Raw genomic sequence first — 17941 nt, 5'->3', positions numbered from 1 at the left:
ACAACATAATAGAAATGGGGCTTTGTACGTAAAAATCACTTTGTATGGGATTAAAAGCGTGTGATTGAGGCAGAAGTTCATTTGTCGTTACATAACTTTTTGCGATCGCAGGCGGGGTTCCCTTCCTGGCCCCATCATTTGACGATGGCACGGTTGGTAGCACGCGCTTTGCGGCTAGGACGTAGCGCCTTAATTCAAGTGGGGGCGGTTTGTGGCTATCAAGGTCGGTATCGTACTAGTTTTGTCGCATCAGCGTTAATGTGGCACGGCCCTGTAACTATTGTGGCCCCAGAAGCGGTGCAGCAACGCTTGCTGCGAGTGGAAATTCCTCGGCTACAGCAGTGGTTACCAGCCAACAAACCGATCAGAACAGGTGACGCTTGGCCCGGTTCTGAGTTCCGAGGATTACTGTTGACCTCTCCGGAAGCTTGGTTAAAAGGGCTACTGGCTGGCAACGATAGTTTTCCCCAAGGCATTCCGACAATTATTGATGGGGTCGATGATTTGGAAGATTGGGTGCGTGATCAGCTTACCCAAGAGATTCGACCCTATGATTGGGAGCAACTGATGCTAGCTTGTCCCCACCAAGCTGAGGTTATTCGCGAAGCACGGGTGCAACTGACACGGGAAATGTTTCAGCATCCGGCGAATCCCTACGAGTGCTATTTGATTACCCAGCCGGAAACGGAGATTTTAAACCGTCTGTATTTGGATTTAGATCAAACTGGCCTCCCAGATTCCTGGAAGCAGTTTTGGCAGCAATTCCATCACAGCTATGAAAATTCTGCTCCCCATAGACCCATTCCTACCTCCCCTCCTCTCTTTTGGGCGACTATTGACCGTCGTCAAGGTTTATTTTCTTTGCACTACGCTCCTATTGAATTAGGGAAAATTCTCTCCCCGATCTGGCAGCGCCAACCGGTGGTGTTAATTGGTAGTGCTTTAGAACCGGAAACAGAGGCTTCCCTATTCCGTCAGCGTCTGGGTGTGGAGGACGTAACTTGTCTGAGGTTCTCTGCTGATAGTCAAGGGGAAGCTATTCAACTTTACTTGCCTCATAAGTTACCTCTACCGAATACGCCAGAATTTCAAGCGGCATTTATTCACAAAGTCCGCACTCTGCTGTGTCTGAGTGCTACCGCATCAGGATTGACGGTGGTGTTGGTGGGGGATGTACCACTTAAGTCTCGAGTAGGGGCAATTCTGGCCTCGGAGTTTGGTTCGCGGGTGCAGGTAGAAAAAACTTGTTTGGATGAAAATGGTATTTTGATTAGCGGTTGGGAATATTGGCGAGATCATCAAACAGTCTTGCCGGCGCCCCAGTTGTTAATCATTGCCACCCTGCCTCTGCCATCTCTGGAAAATCCGCTGGTGGCTGGTAGGGTAGCTCACTATAAGCGATCGCATCAAGATTGGTTTCGTTTATATTTATTGCCAGCAGCTTTGAATGAATTACAACGTGCGATCGCACCCGTGCGCGAAAGTCAAGGAATCGTCGCTTTGCTCGATAGTCGTGTGGTTAACCGCAGCTACGGCGCTCAAATTCTCGCAGCTCTGAGTCCTCTAGCACGCATTAACTATCTCGATCCCAGTCTATTTTCTCAAACTAATCAGGAAGATGCTGCTAATGACTAATGACTAATGACTAATGACTAATGACTAATGACTAATGACTAATGACTAATGACTAATGACTAATGACTAATGACTAATGACTAATGACTAATGACTAATGACTAATGACTAATGACTAATGACTAATGACTAATGACTGTAGCCATGATGTCTGTCAATATAAAATGAGAGCCTAAATTAAATTTTGAATTTCTGATTATGGGTGAAGCAAAGCGTCGTCAAACCACACTAGGACAAGAACAAGGTCAAGATACCCGGATCTTATCCTGGGTTCCGATCACCAAAACTCAAGCTGAACAATTTGTCGACTGGACTACGCGCGGTGCTTGGATAGGCATTGGCATAATGGTTGCAGTGTGGATAACCATCCGGTTTATCGGCCCAGCTTTCGGTTGGTGGCAAGTAGTAGCTTGACCGACTCCCACCGCAAAAGGTCTTACCTTGACTGCGGGGGGTTAAAAATCTCACTCTTTGGGTATTCTCTTTCCACGGCTCAACTTGTTTGGAACAGTTCCTCCACCCAAATTGAGAACGATTTCTTCAGAGACGTCAGTACCGACATGCCACGTCGCTATGCATCCGCACTTTTTTACCTTTCCCTCAAATTCAGATTTTTTCTATCCGATGCAACTGGTTCTGACAAATAAGCAGTAAATTTTTTGGATCTTAACAAAACTTTTTCTAGTTAATTCGGGAAAAGTCAAAAATGTTGCCAATTCGGCAACACCACAGTCCCGCGTTTAGTTATTCTCAGTATGAAGTTTCCTGCTTTTTGGTTTTACATTGTCCCTGGTTGATCAAGTACATATACTGTTTAAGCAGTCACAATCTACCCAGTTATCAGTTCTTCTTGGCTCTTTTGATCTGCCAAAACCCGGATATCCTGGAGAATTTCGCCTAGTGTACCCTCTGCTTGGGCGATCGCGAATCTATCTTAGATCAGGCAAAATTTAACTAAAGTTGCAGGAGACTCTAAAACCTCATGAAGTCGCGTTAGCGTCTCTAAACACAATGGTTTCGGCTGCACATTACCAATAATGGTTCAGTATGTAGCTTTTCTGTATTTGACTAGTGCTAAATTTGAGTTACGCTGAAAGCTAATCGCTGCCAGCCAGAACCTACCCTGACAGAAATGTCTAAAGACAATGTTAAATTTAGTAATTCTGTCTGATATTTTGAATTTGTAAATTGAATACTTTGATACGGCAAATAAATCCGTTATCTACTACCCTAAGCAAGGTAGTCAATGAATGACTCCATGACCGTCTGACAATTGTAATGAATAGTTTACAATACCAGTGGATGCAAAAATCTAAAGAAAATATAAAAGAGACTAAAATGACTGTGGTGTCTGGAGGACAAAAGTGTTTCTGCGACTAGCACATCAACATCGGCAATTTGTCCAAGACTTGGTGATGAACCTGCAAGCCTTGGCAGTTGTATTAGAGCGGCGTGGTTATCCTGCTTCCTGTTATACCTGTGGCGACCAAATGAATAGTGCTTCGTTTATGGTTAGCTTGGGAGACAATCACCTGATTCGGTTTTTAGTATCCGATTATGGAATTACTTGGACCGAGATGCGGGATGACCGCGAATTAATGAAGTTAGAGGGAGCGGAGGCAATTAATCAGTTACAGGAACTGGCTAATCTGATCAAGCAATCTATGCAACCCTCTACAGGTAATAAAACCCTTGCCAAGAAATACTAAGGTTTAAAGGTCGATGGCTAAGAGGCAAGTGATGGTCGGTAATTGGTCATGGGCAATAGTAGCTTGATTTTTGCTAGCTCTTTGCCTATTCACCATTACCGTTATTAGCTCTTACCGCGCTGTCACGGATTTTTCAGACCCAGCCAAAACCTGATGGCAAGGAATAAAATTAATTGCCCATAAAAATCGAGTGTGTTTATAGCGATTAATGTTGCTATTAACAAGTTTTCTGCTACTAGCTCAAGCTTGTCGCTCAGATTAAAATGCTTGTGAAAATTAGAAATTTTACAACGTACCTAGATTTTGTGGTATTCCAGATATAGAAAATTCATAGCTGCTGCTAAGAAAATTTAAGATGTCTGAAGAAAAACCAAGCCAACCAAAACTACCATCAACCAGCGCCTTAGACAGTCCGTCAAATCGTTTGTTTGAGAACTGGTTTGAATATCCTATCAGAGTGCAACCCCACCACACCGACTATGCAGGAATTGTTTGGCATGGTTCCTATATAGCTTGGATGGAAGAAGCACGGGTAGAATGCTTGAGATCAATAGGTATTGAATTTGCTGATTTAGTAGCCTTAGGCTGTGATTTACCAGTTGTAGAATTATCAGTACGCTATCATCGGTCAATTCAATTAGGTAAGGCAGTGGTGGTAAGAACACGCATGACTGAGGCGACTGGTGTCCGCATTAATTGGGACTATACGATTGTCTCAAATGATGGACAAGAATTATATGTTACCGCCCTGGTGACTTTAGTTGCAGTAGATCGGGAAAGAGGCAAGATTATGCGCCAGCTACCTGCGAGTTTTCAGGATGCATTGGCAAAGATTTCAGCATCAATCACCTAATAGATGAAGCGGTGAAATTTTTGCCACTTCACATTTGAGTTTTCTCAGTTGCTCACACGTATCTGCGACAATGTTTGAGCAAACTGAGTTATCTTCTGCACAATATCTTGTGGTGTAATTCCAAAACCAACATTTAATAAAATTAGAATAGCGGCAACAGTCAATGCATTGCTTATGGTCGTTTTCAGCACTTTCCACATTATTGTGAAAACGATCCAAGCTACAATCAAGGTAATAATCATATATCAATTACTTGAGAATCGCTCTTGAAAAAAAGTAACCTTTTATTTTGGTAACAATTACTGCTGCAAAAGCTATGCACCCAATTGATCTTTACTACTACTGTTGAGATTTTTCAATAGAAGCTTTTTTTGTAATCGCCCTCCCCCATTATAACTAATAATTCACGATAATTCGTTATATTGATAACTTTTTCAGAAATAACTGATTTACTTAATGTATAATTATTGACTTTTTTATTTACTCGCACTTGCTATTAAGGAAAATTAATCATTGTATGCAGTTCCATCTCCCTCTTGTAATAATTTGTTTTGACATTAAGCTGAAACAGTATTACATAAGTAGGTAGACAGAATTAAATATTAAATAAAAATCCTGTTTGTAGTGAGTGATTTATCGCTCAAATAAGCATTTTAAGGACTGAAGTCCTTACTACAAACTTTATTTTAATTTAATTCTCCAACATATTCCTACACTGTATCCGATGGGATAAGTGTAGGGATATATCACTATTGTCCTGTTCTGCAATTACGCTGATTTTTAGTGCAAAGAGATGAGTTGTGAGGAAGTTGCTAACTTTTCAGTTGCTGTCAAAACTTCTTGTCTTGCCCATATATCTGCTGCCAAAATGTCATCTAAAGAGGGATTGGTGCGGTTATCATTTTGATGGCGATCGCATACCCATTCGATACAGCGAGGAATATCTAAAAATTGAATTTTCTCTTCTAAAAATAATGCCACAGCTTGTTCATTAGCGGCATTTAACACGGCTGGCATCGAACCACCAGCCCTACCCACAGCATAAGCCAACTGCATACAAGGATATTTTTGGTGATCTGGTTCGCGGAAGGTTAAATTTCCAGCTTTTACCAAATCTAATCGTTCCCAGTTGGTGTAGATGCGATCAGGCCAAGACATCGCATAAAGTAGGGGTAAGCGCATATCTGGCCAACCGAGTTGGGCTAAAACGGAGGTATCTTGCAACTCAATCAGCGAGTGAATAATGCTTTGGGGATGAATGACAATATCGATATTGTCATAATCTAAGCCAAACAGGTAGTGAGCCTCAATCACTTCCAGTCCTTTATTCATTAAAGTTGCAGAGTCTACTGTGATTTTCCGCCCCATTGACCAATTAGGATGTTTGATAGCGTCGGCAACTGTCACTTCTGCTAATTTTTCTACATCCCAATCTCGGAAAGCGCCACCGGAGGCAGTGAGCAAAATCCGCCGTAAGCCGCCTTTAGGAACACCTTGGAGACATTGAAATATAGCAGAATGCTCGGAATCAGCAGGTAATAGTTTGACTCCATGTTTGGCGACTAGGGGTAGAACCACTGGACCCCCAGCGATCAGGGTTTCTTTGTTCGCTAAGGCAATATCTTTACCAGCTTCAATAGCGGCGATTGTGGGTAGCAACCCAGCACAACCAACGATACCCGTAACAACGGTTTCCGCATCGCCGTAGCGGGCAACTTCTATGACTCCAGTAACACCAGCCAATAAAATTGGTTGGGGGTCGAGGTCAATGATTGCTTCTTTGAGTGCTGGTAATTTATCTGCGGCAAAAATCGCGGCTATTTGCGGTCGAAACTGCCGAATTTGAGATGCGAACATCTCCACATTGCTCCCAGCTGCCAATCCGACTATCCGAAACTGATCTGGGTAGTGAGCGACAATATCTAAAGTCTGAGTACCGATTGAGCCAGTGGAACCAACAAGAGTAATAGCTTTCACAATTTCTTAAGGATTTACAGATAATTCCAACTATAAATTGCTTGGGACTCATTCATCACAGCAATCACCATAATCACTACGGTCTTATAAGCGGTAAACAGCTATTATCCAAGAAATATTGCATCTTGTGATCCATCAAGTGCAAATCGCCGGGTGCTAGAAACCAGATTTCTCAGACTCATCAAATTCACTCGCTACGACTACCAGGCATGATGTAATTGCGTTGGTCTATTTGCTTGGAGTACAGAGAAAAATGTATATATGTACTATGTTTTTAGTTATAAATGCTTAAATATTTAGCGATAAAGGCGGAGGAATGACTACTAAATAGTTATTTTTAACTAGATTATGAGTGCTTCATCTGCTTACTCATTTTAGTATATTTGCCGTAAAATTGGATTTGCGGGATATTACTGACACACCCTTGTGGCGTAAGAATAAGTAAGAGGATGCATAAAGGCGTAACTGGAAACGCTCAAGCCTATGGCTAAAACTCAGATAGTTATAACAAAATTTTTATGGAAAAGTGATTTTTTCTTTCCCGCAGTCATGTGGCTTTTCAGCCGAATAATCATCTGGTCTAGCATGTTGTTGATTGCAACAAAGCTACCGTCACCTGTGGCGGGAATTGCGCCCCATTTTGGCTGGAGTATTTTTGATGCCTGGGATAGTGTACATTATCGAGCGATCGCAACGAACGGTTATGAATTCATTGATGACGGCAAACAACATAACCTGGCTTTTTTCCCGCTGTTCCCTTTAAGCATCTGGGTTTTGATGCGTCTGGGTTTGCCATTTGAAGCGGCTGGCATCCTGGTGAACAACCTGGCATTTTTGGCGGCGCTTTACTGTTTGTACTTTTGGGTTAAAGAACGTTATGACATCAGTACAGCGCAGTGGGCGATTGCTGTGGTGTCTTGGTGTCCAATGTCGATGTTTACAGGCGTAATTTACACAGAGGGGCTGTATTTATTTTTGAGTACAGCAGCTTTGCGGGCTTTTGATCAAGAACAATATGGCTGGACTACTCTGTGGGGGGCGATGGCCACGGCGACACGTCCCACGGGAATGGCGCTAATTCCGGCATTTGCGATCGCATCTTGGAAAGAACGCAGACCGCCCATTGCCTACATTGCAGGTTTAGCAACTGCTCTCGGACTCATACTATTCAGTTTGTATTGTGCAATTAATTTTCACAACCCTTTCGCTTTTATCGCCGCACAGCGCGGATGGCGACCCTCTCTAGGCTTTGATTGGCAGGGTTGGTTGAATATGCTGATGCAAATTCCCTTTGGTAGCAATTGGTATTATGGTTGGGTTCACAGCCCCAATGGTGGGATTAAAGATTTCACCCAGCCCCTGTTGTTTAGCATCATTGTCGCCATTGCTTATGCTTCATGGCACTTCCGTCAACGTTTGCGTTCTGCGAAAGTAATATATGGCTTTTATGCTTTAGTCTTATTTTTGTTGATCCTGGCAAATGCAGAGTTGATCAATAACTTGCTCAACGTTTTTATGGTGTTGGGTGGTGGCTACATTTTATGGAACTTTCGCTCCCATCTGACCCCAGTAACTGTAATCTATGGCTTTTGTGGTATCGGTTTGCTGCTAGCCTCTGGCAATCCAATATCTTTGAGTCGTCTCGCTTACGGTATTGTGCCTCTAAGTGTAGCCATCGGCGTGTTGCTATCTCGTCATCCGCGTCAGGGATATTTAGCCCTGGGCTTGTTTGTGACATTACTTGTCAAGCTAGCTATCGGATTTGCCCAAGAACTTTGGGTAGGTTAACAAAAACATGCAAAATTTCCAAAATTTTTGGAAATTTTGTGATTTTGCCGCCTCGATTTCTCCCAAAATATCCTGATTCCCATGCTTATCTGATAAGATACCTGATTGCAACTTGCTCTGATTCGGCATGGGAAAAAAACTGCATCAGGTTGATTTTGTTGGTTGGATGATTGGCGTTAGTTCCTTAATTTTATTCATTTCCAGCATTTGGCGACACGAGTTGTTTAATTCCGGTGCTTGGGATTTAGGCATTTTTGACCAGGCGGTTTACTTAATTAGTCAGGGACTACCGCCAATTTCTTCTTTTCTCAATTTCCATATTCTTGCTGACCATGCGGCGGGGATTTTATATCCTTTGGCTTTGCTATATAAAATCTATCCCAGCGTTTATTGGTTATTTGCTGTGCAATCTGGTGCTTTGGCCTTAGGTGCTTTGCCTACATGGTATCTCGCCCGTCAAGCGGGGTTGAAGGCAGGCCAAGCAGTGGCAATGGTGGCTGTGTACCTACTTTACCCATTGGTATATAATGCCAATCTGTTTGATTTCCACCCAGATGCGATCGCAGTTCCAGCAATTTTGACGGCAGTTTTAGCAGCACGGTTAGGTCGGTTGGGGTGGTTTTGTGCCAGCATTCTCCTCGTATTGGGGTGCAAAGCCGTCTTATCCCTAACAGTTGCCGCAATGGGGGTTTGGTTACTTTTTTTTGAAAAGCGACGTTTGTACGGTGCGATCGCTCTTTTTAGTGGTATTTCCTGGTATTTAATCGCTAACAACGGCATCATTCCCTTTTTTGGCAGCGAAGCAGCATTACTAGAACGTCATCTTTATCGCTATAGCTATCTGGGAAAATCTTTTTCCGAAATGACTCAAATTTTGCTGTTCCAACCAGGAATTATTTTGGCAAAGGTTTTTTCATCAGCCAACTTTGAATATTTACTTTGGTTGTTAATACCTGTAATTTGGGGACTGAAACCTAAATACATCACACCTTTAATCGGTGCTATTCCTTGTATAGCGCTCAATCTTCTCGCTGACCACCCATCTCAAAAAAATCTGGTTTTCCATTACTCTTTACCAGCGATACCATTCTTGATATTGGCAGTAATTGCCAGCCTAGCAGCAGGTAGAGCATGGCTACAACAAAAACAAGCAATTATTTTGTGGTCGTTAGTCTGGTTCTTGGCATTAGCTAAATTTGGTTTTTTTGGCTCACGACATCTCAAATATTTAGATACTTGGCAAGCTACAAAACAAGCGATTGCCCTAGTCCAAACTCCAGGTAGTGTTCTGACTACATACAACATTGCTCCCCATTTAACCCATAGACCATTAATTAAATCAACAGATGCCAGTAACCCACCTGCGGATTTAAATGCATTTGATTATATCTTACTAAATACTCGTCATCATTTCAGCACTCCAGAATTTGCTAACAGCTTGGTCAATCAACTTAATCAAGAGCCAGAATTTAAATTAAAATATCAGCGCGACGATGTGTATTTATTTGTTAAAAACTAACTCAAAATAAATAAAAAGTGATATGAAATGGCATGAGCAAAAAACCTGAAATTGCTGCTGTTGTTTGGATGATTGGCATCAGCACCTTAATTTTATTTGTGTGTAGTACCTTCAGGCATGAACTACTTCAATCACTCGCTTGGGACTTAGGAATTTTTGATCAAGCAATTTATTTAATTAGTCAGGGACAACCACCTATTTCTTCTTATATAGGTTTTCACATTCTCGGCGATCATGCCGCTTTTATTTTCTATCCATTGGCTTTACTTTACAAAATTTACCCCAGTGTTTACTGGTTATTTGCCTTGCAGGCAGTTGCTTTATCTATAGGTGCTTTACCTACCTGGTATCTGGCTCGTCAAGCAGGATTAAAAGAAAGCCAAGCAGTAGCAATGGCGGCTGTATATCTACTTTATCCGCTGGTTTTTAATGTCAATTTGTTTGATTTTCACCCAGAAGTGTTAGCTGTACCCGCGCTTTTAACGGCAGTTTTAGCAGCTAGAGGGGGACAGATTTTGTGGTTTTGTGCCAGCATCCTCTTAGTGTTGGGGTGTAAGGCAGTATTGTCTCTAACCGTTGCAGCGTTAGGGTTTTGGCTACTGTGGTTTGAGAAAAAGCGCTTATCTGGAGCGATCGCAATTATTTGTGGTCTGGCTTGGTTTCTCATAGCTACTCAGGTAATTATTCCTTTTTTCAGCGGTGCAGAAGTAGGAGCAATAGGACGTTACAGCTATTTAGGTAATTCAGTTCTCGGCATTGCTAAAAATTTAGTATTTCATCCAGGACTGATCTTAGAAAAACTTTTTTCGACCGATAATTTAGGATATTTACTTTTGCTATTAGCACCTGTGATTTGGGGACTTTCACCTCAAGGTATGACGCCTTTAATCGCTGCTGTTCCTTGTGTGGCACTTAATCTAATGGCTGACTACCAACCGCAAAAAGAATTGCTGCACCAGTACTCTTTACCAGCTTTACCATTTCTGTTATTGGCTGTAATCAAAACCCTCGCCGCAGGTAGGGGATGGCTACAAAATCAACGCGCAATTATTTTATGGTCGTTAGTAGCATTTTTGAGTCTGACAAAGTTTACTTATTTTGGCGGCAAATATCTCAAGTCTATAGATACTTTGCAAGTTACACGGCAAGCAATCGCCCAAATTCAAACTCAAGACAGTCTACTCACTACAGATGAACTTGCCCCACATTTGAGCCATCGACAATATATTTTTTTAATCAATCGTAACTCTTTGCCATATAATTTTAGCAGATTTAAATATATATTACTCAACACCCATAAACCAGGACTTTCAATAAATCAAGAGATAGCTATGAATTTGGTAGATCAACTAAAAAACCAACGAGAATTTAAGCTAGAATATCAAGAAAATCATGTATATTTATTTATAAAAAATAATTTTAAGTGAGTTAAATGGGAGTATAGACGTTGCGTGTAACGTCTTTAGATAATCTTTACAAACATCCTCTAAATCACAATTTGAAATTAAATAGTATGGGAAAAAAACTTGAGATTGGTACTGTTGGTTGGATGATGATCATCAGTGCCTTAATTTTATTCGCCTCCAGCAGCTTACGACACGAGTTGTTTCAATCAACCGCTTTTGACTTAGGAATTTTTGACCAGGCAGTTTACTTAATTAGTCAGGGACAAACACCGATTACTTCTTTCATGGATTTTCACATTCTCGGTGACCATGCCGCTTGGATATTTTATCCCTTAGCTTTGCTCTACAAAATTTACCCCAGTGTTTACTGGTTGTTCGCTGTACAAGCAGTTGCCTTGGCCTTAGGTGCTTTGCCTACATGGCATCTTGCCAATCAAGCGGGACTAAAGGAAAGTCAAGCAGTAGCAGTAGCAGTTGTCTATTTACTCTATCCCTTGGTGTACAACGTCAATTTATTTGATTTTCACCCGGAAGTGATAGCGATACCAGGACTTTTGGCAGCGGTTTTAGCAGCGCGTCTTGGAAAATTAGGGTGGTTTTGTTTAAGTCTCATTCTCGTGTTGGGATGTAAAGCGGTATTGTCTCTAACCGTTGCAGCGATGGGGTTTTGGCTACTATTTTTTGAGAAAAAGCGGTTATCTGGTGCGATCGCAATTTGTGCTGGTGTCGCCTGGTTTCTCATCGCCACTCAAATGATTATCCCTTTTTTCAGCGGTGCAGAAGCAGGAGCCGTAGGACGTTACAGCTATTTAGGTAACTCAGTTTTCGGCATTGCTCAAAATTTATTTTTTCGTCCAGGACTGATTTTAGGAAAGATTTTTTCAGCAGATAATTTAGGGTATTTAATTCTGCTGCTAGTCCCGGTGATTTGGGGGTTGTCTCCTCAAGGGTTAAAGCCTTTAATCGGTGCTATTCCTTGTGTCGCGCTTAACCTAATTGCTGACTACCAACCGCAAAAAGACTTGGTGCATCACTACTCTGTGCCAGCACTACCATTTTTGTTGTTAGCTGTAATTGCCACTCTCGCCGCAGGTAAAGGATGGCTGAAAAATCAACGCGCAATTATTTTGTGGTCATTAGTGACATTCTTGAGTTTGGCAAAATTCACCCATTTTAGTGCTAAATACTTAGATTCTCTGGATAATTGGCAAGCTACAAAGCAAGCGATCGCTCAAATTCCCACTCAAGGGAGTGTTTATACCACAGCACCCATTTCAACACATTTAAGCCACCGACAACTAATTAAATTTACAGATGCTAATCACCCAGTAGCTAATGTAAATACTTTTGATTATGTATTATTAAATGTTCGTCATCCAGGCTGGCTAAGTACTCCAGAATTTGCTAGCAGCCTGGTAAATCAACTGAAAAGCAATCAGGAATTTAAATTGAACTATCAGCAAGAAGATGTATATTTATTTAGCAAAAAATAGATATTTAATCAACTCGTAATCGCGGGAAATACCCCTAAATGACTCAAAAAAAATATATCATTAGCTTGATATTACCTTTAATTATATGCAGTGCATTTATTCTATGTGCTGCTATAGGAATGCTGATTTACCCTGAAGCTTTTCACAAATTCTTTTCCCCAGCACGATTATTTCGTGAAATTCCCCCAATCGCACCCCATAAAAGTTACTATTGGGATGTAGAAGCCTATGCAGAAATGGCAATAAATCCCAGTTGTAAAGCCTTCTATCCCCTCTGGCCTTTAATCATCCGTGAAATATTTCATCCCCAGACCATAGAGCAAGCTGCACACTACTTTTTAGTCGTAGCAACTGCGCTATTTTTTATTTCTAACTTTTTACTTTTTTGGGTTTTAAAAATAGGTTTACAACGTTTATATTTAACCTTCTTATTAGTTCTAGCTTATGCTGTAAATCCAATGGCAATTTTCCGAGTTATAGGTTACACAGAGAGCTTATTCACCACATTTAGTATTATTTTTATCTGGCTTTGCTTACCAAAATTAAAGCTGAATGCACAAATTAAACTTTGTTTATTATTCGCAATCACACTTTTGATGACTTTAACTCGACCAGTATTAGTGCAAATATTTTTTGCAACTACAGCCAGCATATTCACAATCATTAGCTTAGAAATTTTGCAGCAACCAAGATATTCTTTTTGGAGGAATTTATTAGCCAGCATTCAAAAATATAAATATGAGCTAAAAATGACTATAACTATCTGGTTAGCAGCATTATTAGGCTACTCTATTTATGGAAGCTTTTGTCTGAGAACTAGAGGTGACTTTTTTGCGCCTTTCCATGATCAAAGTCAGTGGGGAAAGACTTTGGGACTACATTTAGAACTATTATTATTTCCCAAATCAATGCTATTTGACCTTTTCGGACTTTATTTTCCCTTAATTATTCTATTTTTATCACTAACTTTTGTTTATTTAAAAGTTATTAAACAACAACAAAATCTATTTATTCCTCAATATAAATTTTGGTGGAATATATTATATATATATCCACCTTTGCTAATATGTGTATATGTTTTTAACTTGATTAGATTTAAAAAAATAAAACTCCAAACAGATTTAAACAGATTTGTTCTATCTAACTACAGTAAAAACCTATCTAAAAACTACATTTTTTGGTTTTCGATTTACTTTACTAGCGCTCACTCAATCATTATATTTTTGACACAAGACCGTCTACATAGCTTGTCCAGATATGTATTTGCACTTCCCTTCTTTTATGTAGCTTTAGGATATTTATATCGTTGCCTTCCCGGAAAAATAAAATATCAAACCTTGTTTTGCTTTATTTCATTTTCTGCAATTGCTCTAGTTCAACAATGGATTAACTATGGTCAAGATAAATGGCTTGGTTAAAACCTGATTTACAACTAAGTAAGTTGGTAGTGAGGATTTCAGCCCTTACTAAAATTCACCCTTAATTTTTCACACTGGAATTACTGCTTCTGCTGAAAGCTACGCTTACGGGATTGTGTCGCTATCCATAGCTTTTGGGTTATTACTTGACCGTTATCCTCAAGATATCCAGTTATCAGCTTTTTTGCCATCTTATTAGCAAGCTTGTCTGTGGGATTTGCCCAAAATCTTTGGGTAGTCTAGAGGCTTAATCTAAATTAATTTGTGGTGATATCAGCGTCAACCCCTCAGCCGTACCTAAAGCTTTACTACCAGGTAAATTTATTTGCTGTAAAGTTGCATTGTCTAATAACAAATAAGATTTATTTGCCCACATTTGTTGTAAAACTGGGGTGGTTGTGGAGATAACTTGGCAATCACAGTAAAAGTCTAAGCTAGGACGACCATAACGAAAAGAAGTGTAAATTTGTGTTCCTGGTGAGACGTATGTTTTAATTAAAGCGGCAACTGGCTTGACTGGAAAGGCTTCATTTAACTCCCAAATCCAGGACTGGGAACTCATAAACATGACTAAAATTAAATACATTCCCGAAAATAAAACAGGAATAAACTGGCGATCGCGTTTTTTCACCAACCAGGCCGCGATCCCCATACTGATTGCCAAAACAATACTCATCGCAATTAATACAGGCTGAGGCTCCACAGTTACAAAGTAAACGCAACCGCCTAAACTAGCGATCGCGATCGCCGCCAAACATACCGCCCAAATTCGCGCCCTAAAATGGCGTTGCTGCCAAATTTCACTCAGATTTGCCCCAATTGCCAGAGCTAAAAACGGATACACAGGCATGATATACCACGGCAGTTTTGTTTTCATTAAAGAGATCGTCCCTAAGTAAACAATTGTGCCGCTCAGAATGAGACTACCCCAAGTAGTCTGACGTTTTTTCCAAGCTAGATATAACCCTCCTGGCAAAAATAATAGCCAGGGAAAAGCATATTTGAGCAACTCGATTAAATAGTACCAGGGGGGGCCACTATGTCCTTCCACAGATTGCACCAGACGGTTAAAGGTTTGGGCTTGAAAATTTACTTGTAAAAAATTACCCCCGTAATGTTGCCATTGGGCGATATACCAAGCCAGGGGTGCAGCCGTTCCGAAAAACATTCCCACCCATAAATAGGGATTTTTCCACAAAGCTAATTGTCGATTTGCAAGCAGGAATAAAAATGCGATCGCACCCAGCAACAAAACGATCATCCCCTTGGTGAGAGTAATTAGCCCTAGACAAATTCCCACACCTAAGGCCCACCTTTGGTTTTGACGTGCTTTCACTCCACAAAATAACAACAGCAAGAAAAAAGTAGTGATCGTACCATCTAGCATCGCCAGTCTGCCATGACGCACCACAGGCAACATTGTCAAGTAAACCAAAGCCGCAAATAAAGCTGGTAAACTTTGGTTAAAAAGTAACCGCCCCACTAAGTAAAGCAAAGGCACTCCCAAGGCAGTTAACAATGCACTAGGTAAGCGTGTTGTCAACTCATTCACGCCGCCAATCGAGTAAGAAAGAGCAATGAGTAAGTGTATCAGGGGTGGCTTATTATGATATGGTGCGCCGGACAAGGTAGGGTAAAGCCAACGCATTTCCCCGAATGGCGATCGCCAAATGGAACGGGCAACCAGGGCCACCGTACCTTCATCCCAGTCTCGCAAGGGAGAATTTCCCAAAAATATCAGCCATAGAACCAAAGATGCCACAAGCAAGCTCAATAGCCATTCTTTTTCTTTGAATGGGCGCATATCTGAAATCAAGATAATCCTTCAACAACTAGTTAATTTCCCTAACTGTATATAATTTTTTCTATTCATTTGCCAAAAAAATATACTTATATTAAAGTTAACAACAATGATTTAATCCTCATATATCTTGAGGAAAAAGACATATAGCTAAAATAGCACCACATATTGGTAACACAAAGCAAGATTTTTCTGAATATCGAAGGTGAGATAACTTAAATAATCACTGTGACTAAGCCAATCTACTCGCTAGTAATCCCAATTTATAACGAAGAAGAAAATATCACCGAAATGTATCGTCGTCTGATTAATGTCATAGAACAGGTAGACGGCGAAGTGGAATTGATTTTGATTGATGATGGTAGTCGCGATCGCTCTTTGAGCATGATCCGCGAACTCCACCATCGTGATAGTCGGGTGCGCTACCTAAGTTTTGCTCGGAATTTTGGTCATCAAATCGCCGTCACAGCCGGTCTGAACTTTGTTCAAGGCCAAAGTATCATCGTAATGGATGCCGATTTGCAAGATCCCCCAGAGCTAATTTTAACGATGATCGAAAAATGGCAACAGGGCTACCAAGTCGTTTATGCTCAACGGTTATCTCGCAAAAAAGAAACCTGGTTAAAACGCTTTACTGCCTATGCCTTTTATCGCATTCTCCGCCGCCTAGCTAAAGTAGATATACCTGCCGATACAGGAGACTTCTGCTTGATGGATCGGCAGGTGGTAGATGTTCTCAATGCCATGCCTGAGCGCAACCGCTACATTCGCGGCTTACGAGCTTGGGTAGGTTTCCGGCAAACAGCCATACCCTTTGAACGTGATCCCCGTTTTGCTGGCAAAGTAAAGTATACCTTCGGTAAATCTTGGGCATTAGCAGTTGATGGCATTATTTCCTTTTCAACAGTTCCCTTAAGGTTGGCAACTTATATAGGAATGCTGTCATCTGGCATAGCGATGTTAATGATCTTATTAGTGCTATATTGGCGCTTAGTTGACCCAATTTCTCCCTTAATAGGCTACACATTAATTACAATTGCTATGTTTTTTTTGGGATCTATCCAATTAATTTGTATTGGAATTTTGGGCGAGTATATTGGGCGAATATATGAAGAAGTTAAGGGTCGTCCTATTTATACTTTAAAGGAAATAGGAGGTTTGGCTCAGTCATCAGAAATACAAGCCAAATAAACCCTCTATTGCTGTTGGCTAATTATCGAACTTCGCATAAATCTATGTCGTCAAAATCCGGCTATGGAACATCAAGGAAATTTCTGTGACTCTGCAAGAATTTAGCTTACTGCTGATGTCAGTCCTCGTCAGTGTAGCAGGGCAGTTTTTTTTAAAATTAGGAGCACTCAAGTTAGGCAGAGTACATACAGGGAATGTGGTTAACCACATTCTGAGCATCATGACAACACCAGAACTTATAGTAGGACTAACCTGCTACGCTCTTGGTGCTGTAGCTTATATCCTCCTGCTCACCAGAGTCAATTTGAGTGTTGCTGCTCCAGCCGTATCCATAGGTTATATTTTCTCTGTCTTGCTGGGTTACTTAATTTTGAAGGAACATATTTCCCTGATCCGTTTAGCTGGCTTGAGTTTGATTGTGGTAGGAGTGATCTTAGTAGTTTGGCGAAAATAAGTCACAAAAAATACTTATTCCTTTTACTGGTAAACCACAGCAGGCTTGCTCACAGTACAAAAGTCAAGGTCATAATTAGTGCACGTATTGGGAAGGTTCCCCGACTTGTAGACATCACTGAGACTTATTTCAAATCAGATAAGTATGCCGTGCCGTCTCGCCTGGTGCAAGTCTGCTTAAGGAAATAGGTGAAGAGTATCTAGGTTAACGGCTAAGTTCCCTTTGGGAATGAGAAACTATATTGAGTTGATTTTCGTCTCATCTGTTTCTAGAGAAGGCAAAAGACAACATCAGCCAGTCAAAAATTTAACTTTTTCTTAAAAAGGAAGCAATGGGCGTAAGCAGTAGAATAAACGCTATTAGTAATAAATCTAATAGTTCACTAAATTCTTTTTGGGTAAATACTCCGCCCTTGTTGAGCAGTTATGTATGAGCATCAAATAATTCACTAGCTCATCTTGTTTACAAATACACAAAACAAAGTAGGCAACTACGTAGTACAGATGAAACTGTTGAGTAGGCAATCTGCTTAGTGGGGAGAAATAAGAGTCAATTGCGGACTCTTAGTAACAGAATTTTTTGAGGTGCAGTTAATTAACCTTGGTTGCTTATGCCTACAGATAGCAGTAAGTAAATAGTTGACATTAAATAGCAATAACTATGAGATTGGCAGTGGCTATTGGTAGCCTGGTAATCC

14 protein-coding genes are annotated in these 17941 nt (G+C 40.8%); 11 read left to right on the top strand and 3 right to left on the bottom strand.

Annotated elements, in window-relative coordinates; all coding sequences use genetic code 11:
- The first annotated feature begins 60 nt into the window (after positions 1–60).
- The 4 genes from CYLST_RS23850 to CYLST_RS23835 all read left to right on the top strand — a co-directional run bounded on the left by CYLST_RS23850 (position 61) and on the right by CYLST_RS23835 (position 4197).
- Complete coding sequence (locus CYLST_RS23850; RefSeq protein WP_015210307.1) at positions 61–1635, top strand: helicase C-terminal domain-containing protein; 1575 nt, start codon at positions 61–63, stop codon at positions 1633–1635.
- A gap of 198 nt (positions 1636–1833) precedes the next feature.
- Positions 1834–2049, top strand: a complete 216-nt coding sequence (locus tag CYLST_RS23845) for a DUF2839 domain-containing protein (protein WP_015210306.1) — start codon at positions 1834–1836, stop codon at positions 2047–2049.
- Positions 2050–2999: 950 nt separating this feature from the next.
- A complete protein-coding gene (locus CYLST_RS23840) occupies positions 3000–3344 on the top strand; it encodes a DUF1815 family protein (RefSeq protein ID WP_015210305.1) in 345 nt (114 codons plus the stop codon).
- A gap of 355 nt (positions 3345–3699) precedes the next feature.
- Positions 3700–4197 (top strand): acyl-CoA thioesterase, encoded by a 498-nt coding sequence (locus CYLST_RS23835; protein WP_015210304.1) that lies wholly within the window; start codon positions 3700–3702, stop codon positions 4195–4197.
- Positions 4198–4241: 44 nt separating this feature from the next.
- On the opposite strand, the gene CYLST_RS36100 is transcribed toward CYLST_RS23835, so the two are convergent.
- Both CYLST_RS36100 and dxr read right to left on the bottom strand, forming a co-directional pair.
- Entirely contained in the window at positions 4242–4439 is a 198-nt protein-coding gene (locus CYLST_RS36100; protein ID WP_015210303.1) for a hypothetical protein, read from the bottom strand.
- Between the two features lie 538 nt (positions 4440–4977).
- The gene (dxr, locus tag CYLST_RS23825) at positions 4978–6174 is read right to left on the bottom strand and encodes a 1-deoxy-D-xylulose-5-phosphate reductoisomerase (protein WP_015210302.1); all 1197 of its coding nucleotides are present in this window, start codon (positions 6172–6174) and stop codon (positions 4978–4980) included.
- Positions 6175–6657: 483 nt separating this feature from the next.
- Here dxr and CYLST_RS23820 point away from each other — a divergent pair, with 483 nt between their 5' ends.
- The 5 genes from CYLST_RS23820 to CYLST_RS23800 all read left to right on the top strand — a co-directional run bounded on the left by CYLST_RS23820 (position 6658) and on the right by CYLST_RS23800 (position 13798).
- Positions 6658–7962: a mannosyltransferase family protein gene (locus CYLST_RS23820; protein ID WP_015210301.1), complete on the top strand. Its 1305-nt coding sequence runs from the start codon at positions 6658–6660 to the stop codon at positions 7960–7962.
- Between the two features lie 127 nt (positions 7963–8089).
- On the top strand, positions 8090–9481 hold the full coding sequence (locus CYLST_RS23815) for a DUF2079 domain-containing protein (RefSeq protein WP_015210300.1): 1392 nt from the start codon (positions 8090–8092) through the stop codon (positions 9479–9481).
- Positions 9482–9513: 32 nt separating this feature from the next.
- Entirely contained in the window at positions 9514–10908 is a 1395-nt protein-coding gene (locus CYLST_RS23810) for a DUF2079 domain-containing protein (RefSeq protein ID WP_015210299.1), read from the top strand.
- Positions 10909–10994: 86 nt separating this feature from the next.
- Positions 10995–12380, top strand: a complete 1386-nt coding sequence (locus CYLST_RS23805) for a DUF2079 domain-containing protein (RefSeq protein WP_041233239.1) — start codon at positions 10995–10997, stop codon at positions 12378–12380.
- A 38-nt stretch (positions 12381–12418) separates the two neighbouring features.
- Positions 12419–13798, top strand: a complete 1380-nt coding sequence (locus CYLST_RS23800; RefSeq protein ID WP_015210297.1) for a Mannosyltransferase (PIG-V) — start codon at positions 12419–12421, stop codon at positions 13796–13798.
- 247 nt (positions 13799–14045) lie between these two features.
- Here the strand turns inward: CYLST_RS23800 and CYLST_RS23795 are convergent, their stop codons facing one another.
- Positions 14046–15602 carry an ArnT family glycosyltransferase gene (locus CYLST_RS23795; protein ID WP_015210296.1) on the bottom strand — a complete coding sequence of 519 codons (1557 nt, stop codon included), beginning with the start codon at positions 15600–15602 and terminating at the stop codon, positions 14046–14048.
- A 225-nt stretch (positions 15603–15827) separates the two neighbouring features.
- Between CYLST_RS23795 and CYLST_RS23790 the strand changes: the two genes are divergently transcribed.
- The gene (locus CYLST_RS23790; protein WP_015210295.1) at positions 15828–16790 is read left to right on the top strand and encodes a glycosyltransferase family 2 protein; all 963 of its coding nucleotides are present in this window, start codon (positions 15828–15830) and stop codon (positions 16788–16790) included.
- Positions 16791–16875: 85 nt separating this feature from the next.
- Complete coding sequence (locus tag CYLST_RS23785; protein WP_015210294.1) at positions 16876–17244, top strand: EamA family transporter; 369 nt, start codon at positions 16876–16878, stop codon at positions 17242–17244.
- Positions 17245–17941 lie beyond the last annotated feature (697 nt).

This window comes from Cylindrospermum stagnale PCC 7417 (assembly GCF_000317535.1).
Classification (GTDB): Bacteria; Cyanobacteriota; Cyanobacteriia; order Cyanobacteriales; family Nostocaceae; genus Cylindrospermum; species Cylindrospermum stagnale.
The sequence above is the reverse complement of the archived record's forward strand: the minus strand, read 5'-3'. Positions and strand labels throughout refer to the sequence as shown.

Coding starts and splice junctions, on each gene's coding strand:
- CYLST_RS23845 (WP_015210306.1), top strand. CDS start 1,834: ATGGGTGAAGCAAAGCGTCGTCAAACCACACTAGGACAAGAACAAGGT.
- CYLST_RS23835 (WP_015210304.1), top strand. CDS start 3,700: ATGTCTGAAGAAAAACCAAGCCAACCAAAACTACCATCAACCAGCGCC.
- CYLST_RS36100 (WP_015210303.1), bottom strand. CDS start 4,439: ATGATTATTACCTTGATTGTAGCTTGGATCGTTTTCACAATAATGTGG.
- CYLST_RS23820 (WP_015210301.1), top strand. CDS start 6,658: ATGGCTAAAACTCAGATAGTTATAACAAAATTTTTATGGAAAAGTGAT.
- CYLST_RS23815 (WP_015210300.1), top strand. CDS start 8,090: ATGGGAAAAAAACTGCATCAGGTTGATTTTGTTGGTTGGATGATTGGC.
- CYLST_RS23810 (WP_015210299.1), top strand. CDS start 9,514: ATGAGCAAAAAACCTGAAATTGCTGCTGTTGTTTGGATGATTGGCATC.
- CYLST_RS23805 (WP_041233239.1), top strand. CDS start 10,995: ATGGGAAAAAAACTTGAGATTGGTACTGTTGGTTGGATGATGATCATC.
- CYLST_RS23800 (WP_015210297.1), top strand. CDS start 12,419: ATGACTCAAAAAAAATATATCATTAGCTTGATATTACCTTTAATTATA.
- CYLST_RS23795 (WP_015210296.1), bottom strand. CDS start 15,602: ATGCGCCCATTCAAAGAAAAAGAATGGCTATTGAGCTTGCTTGTGGCA.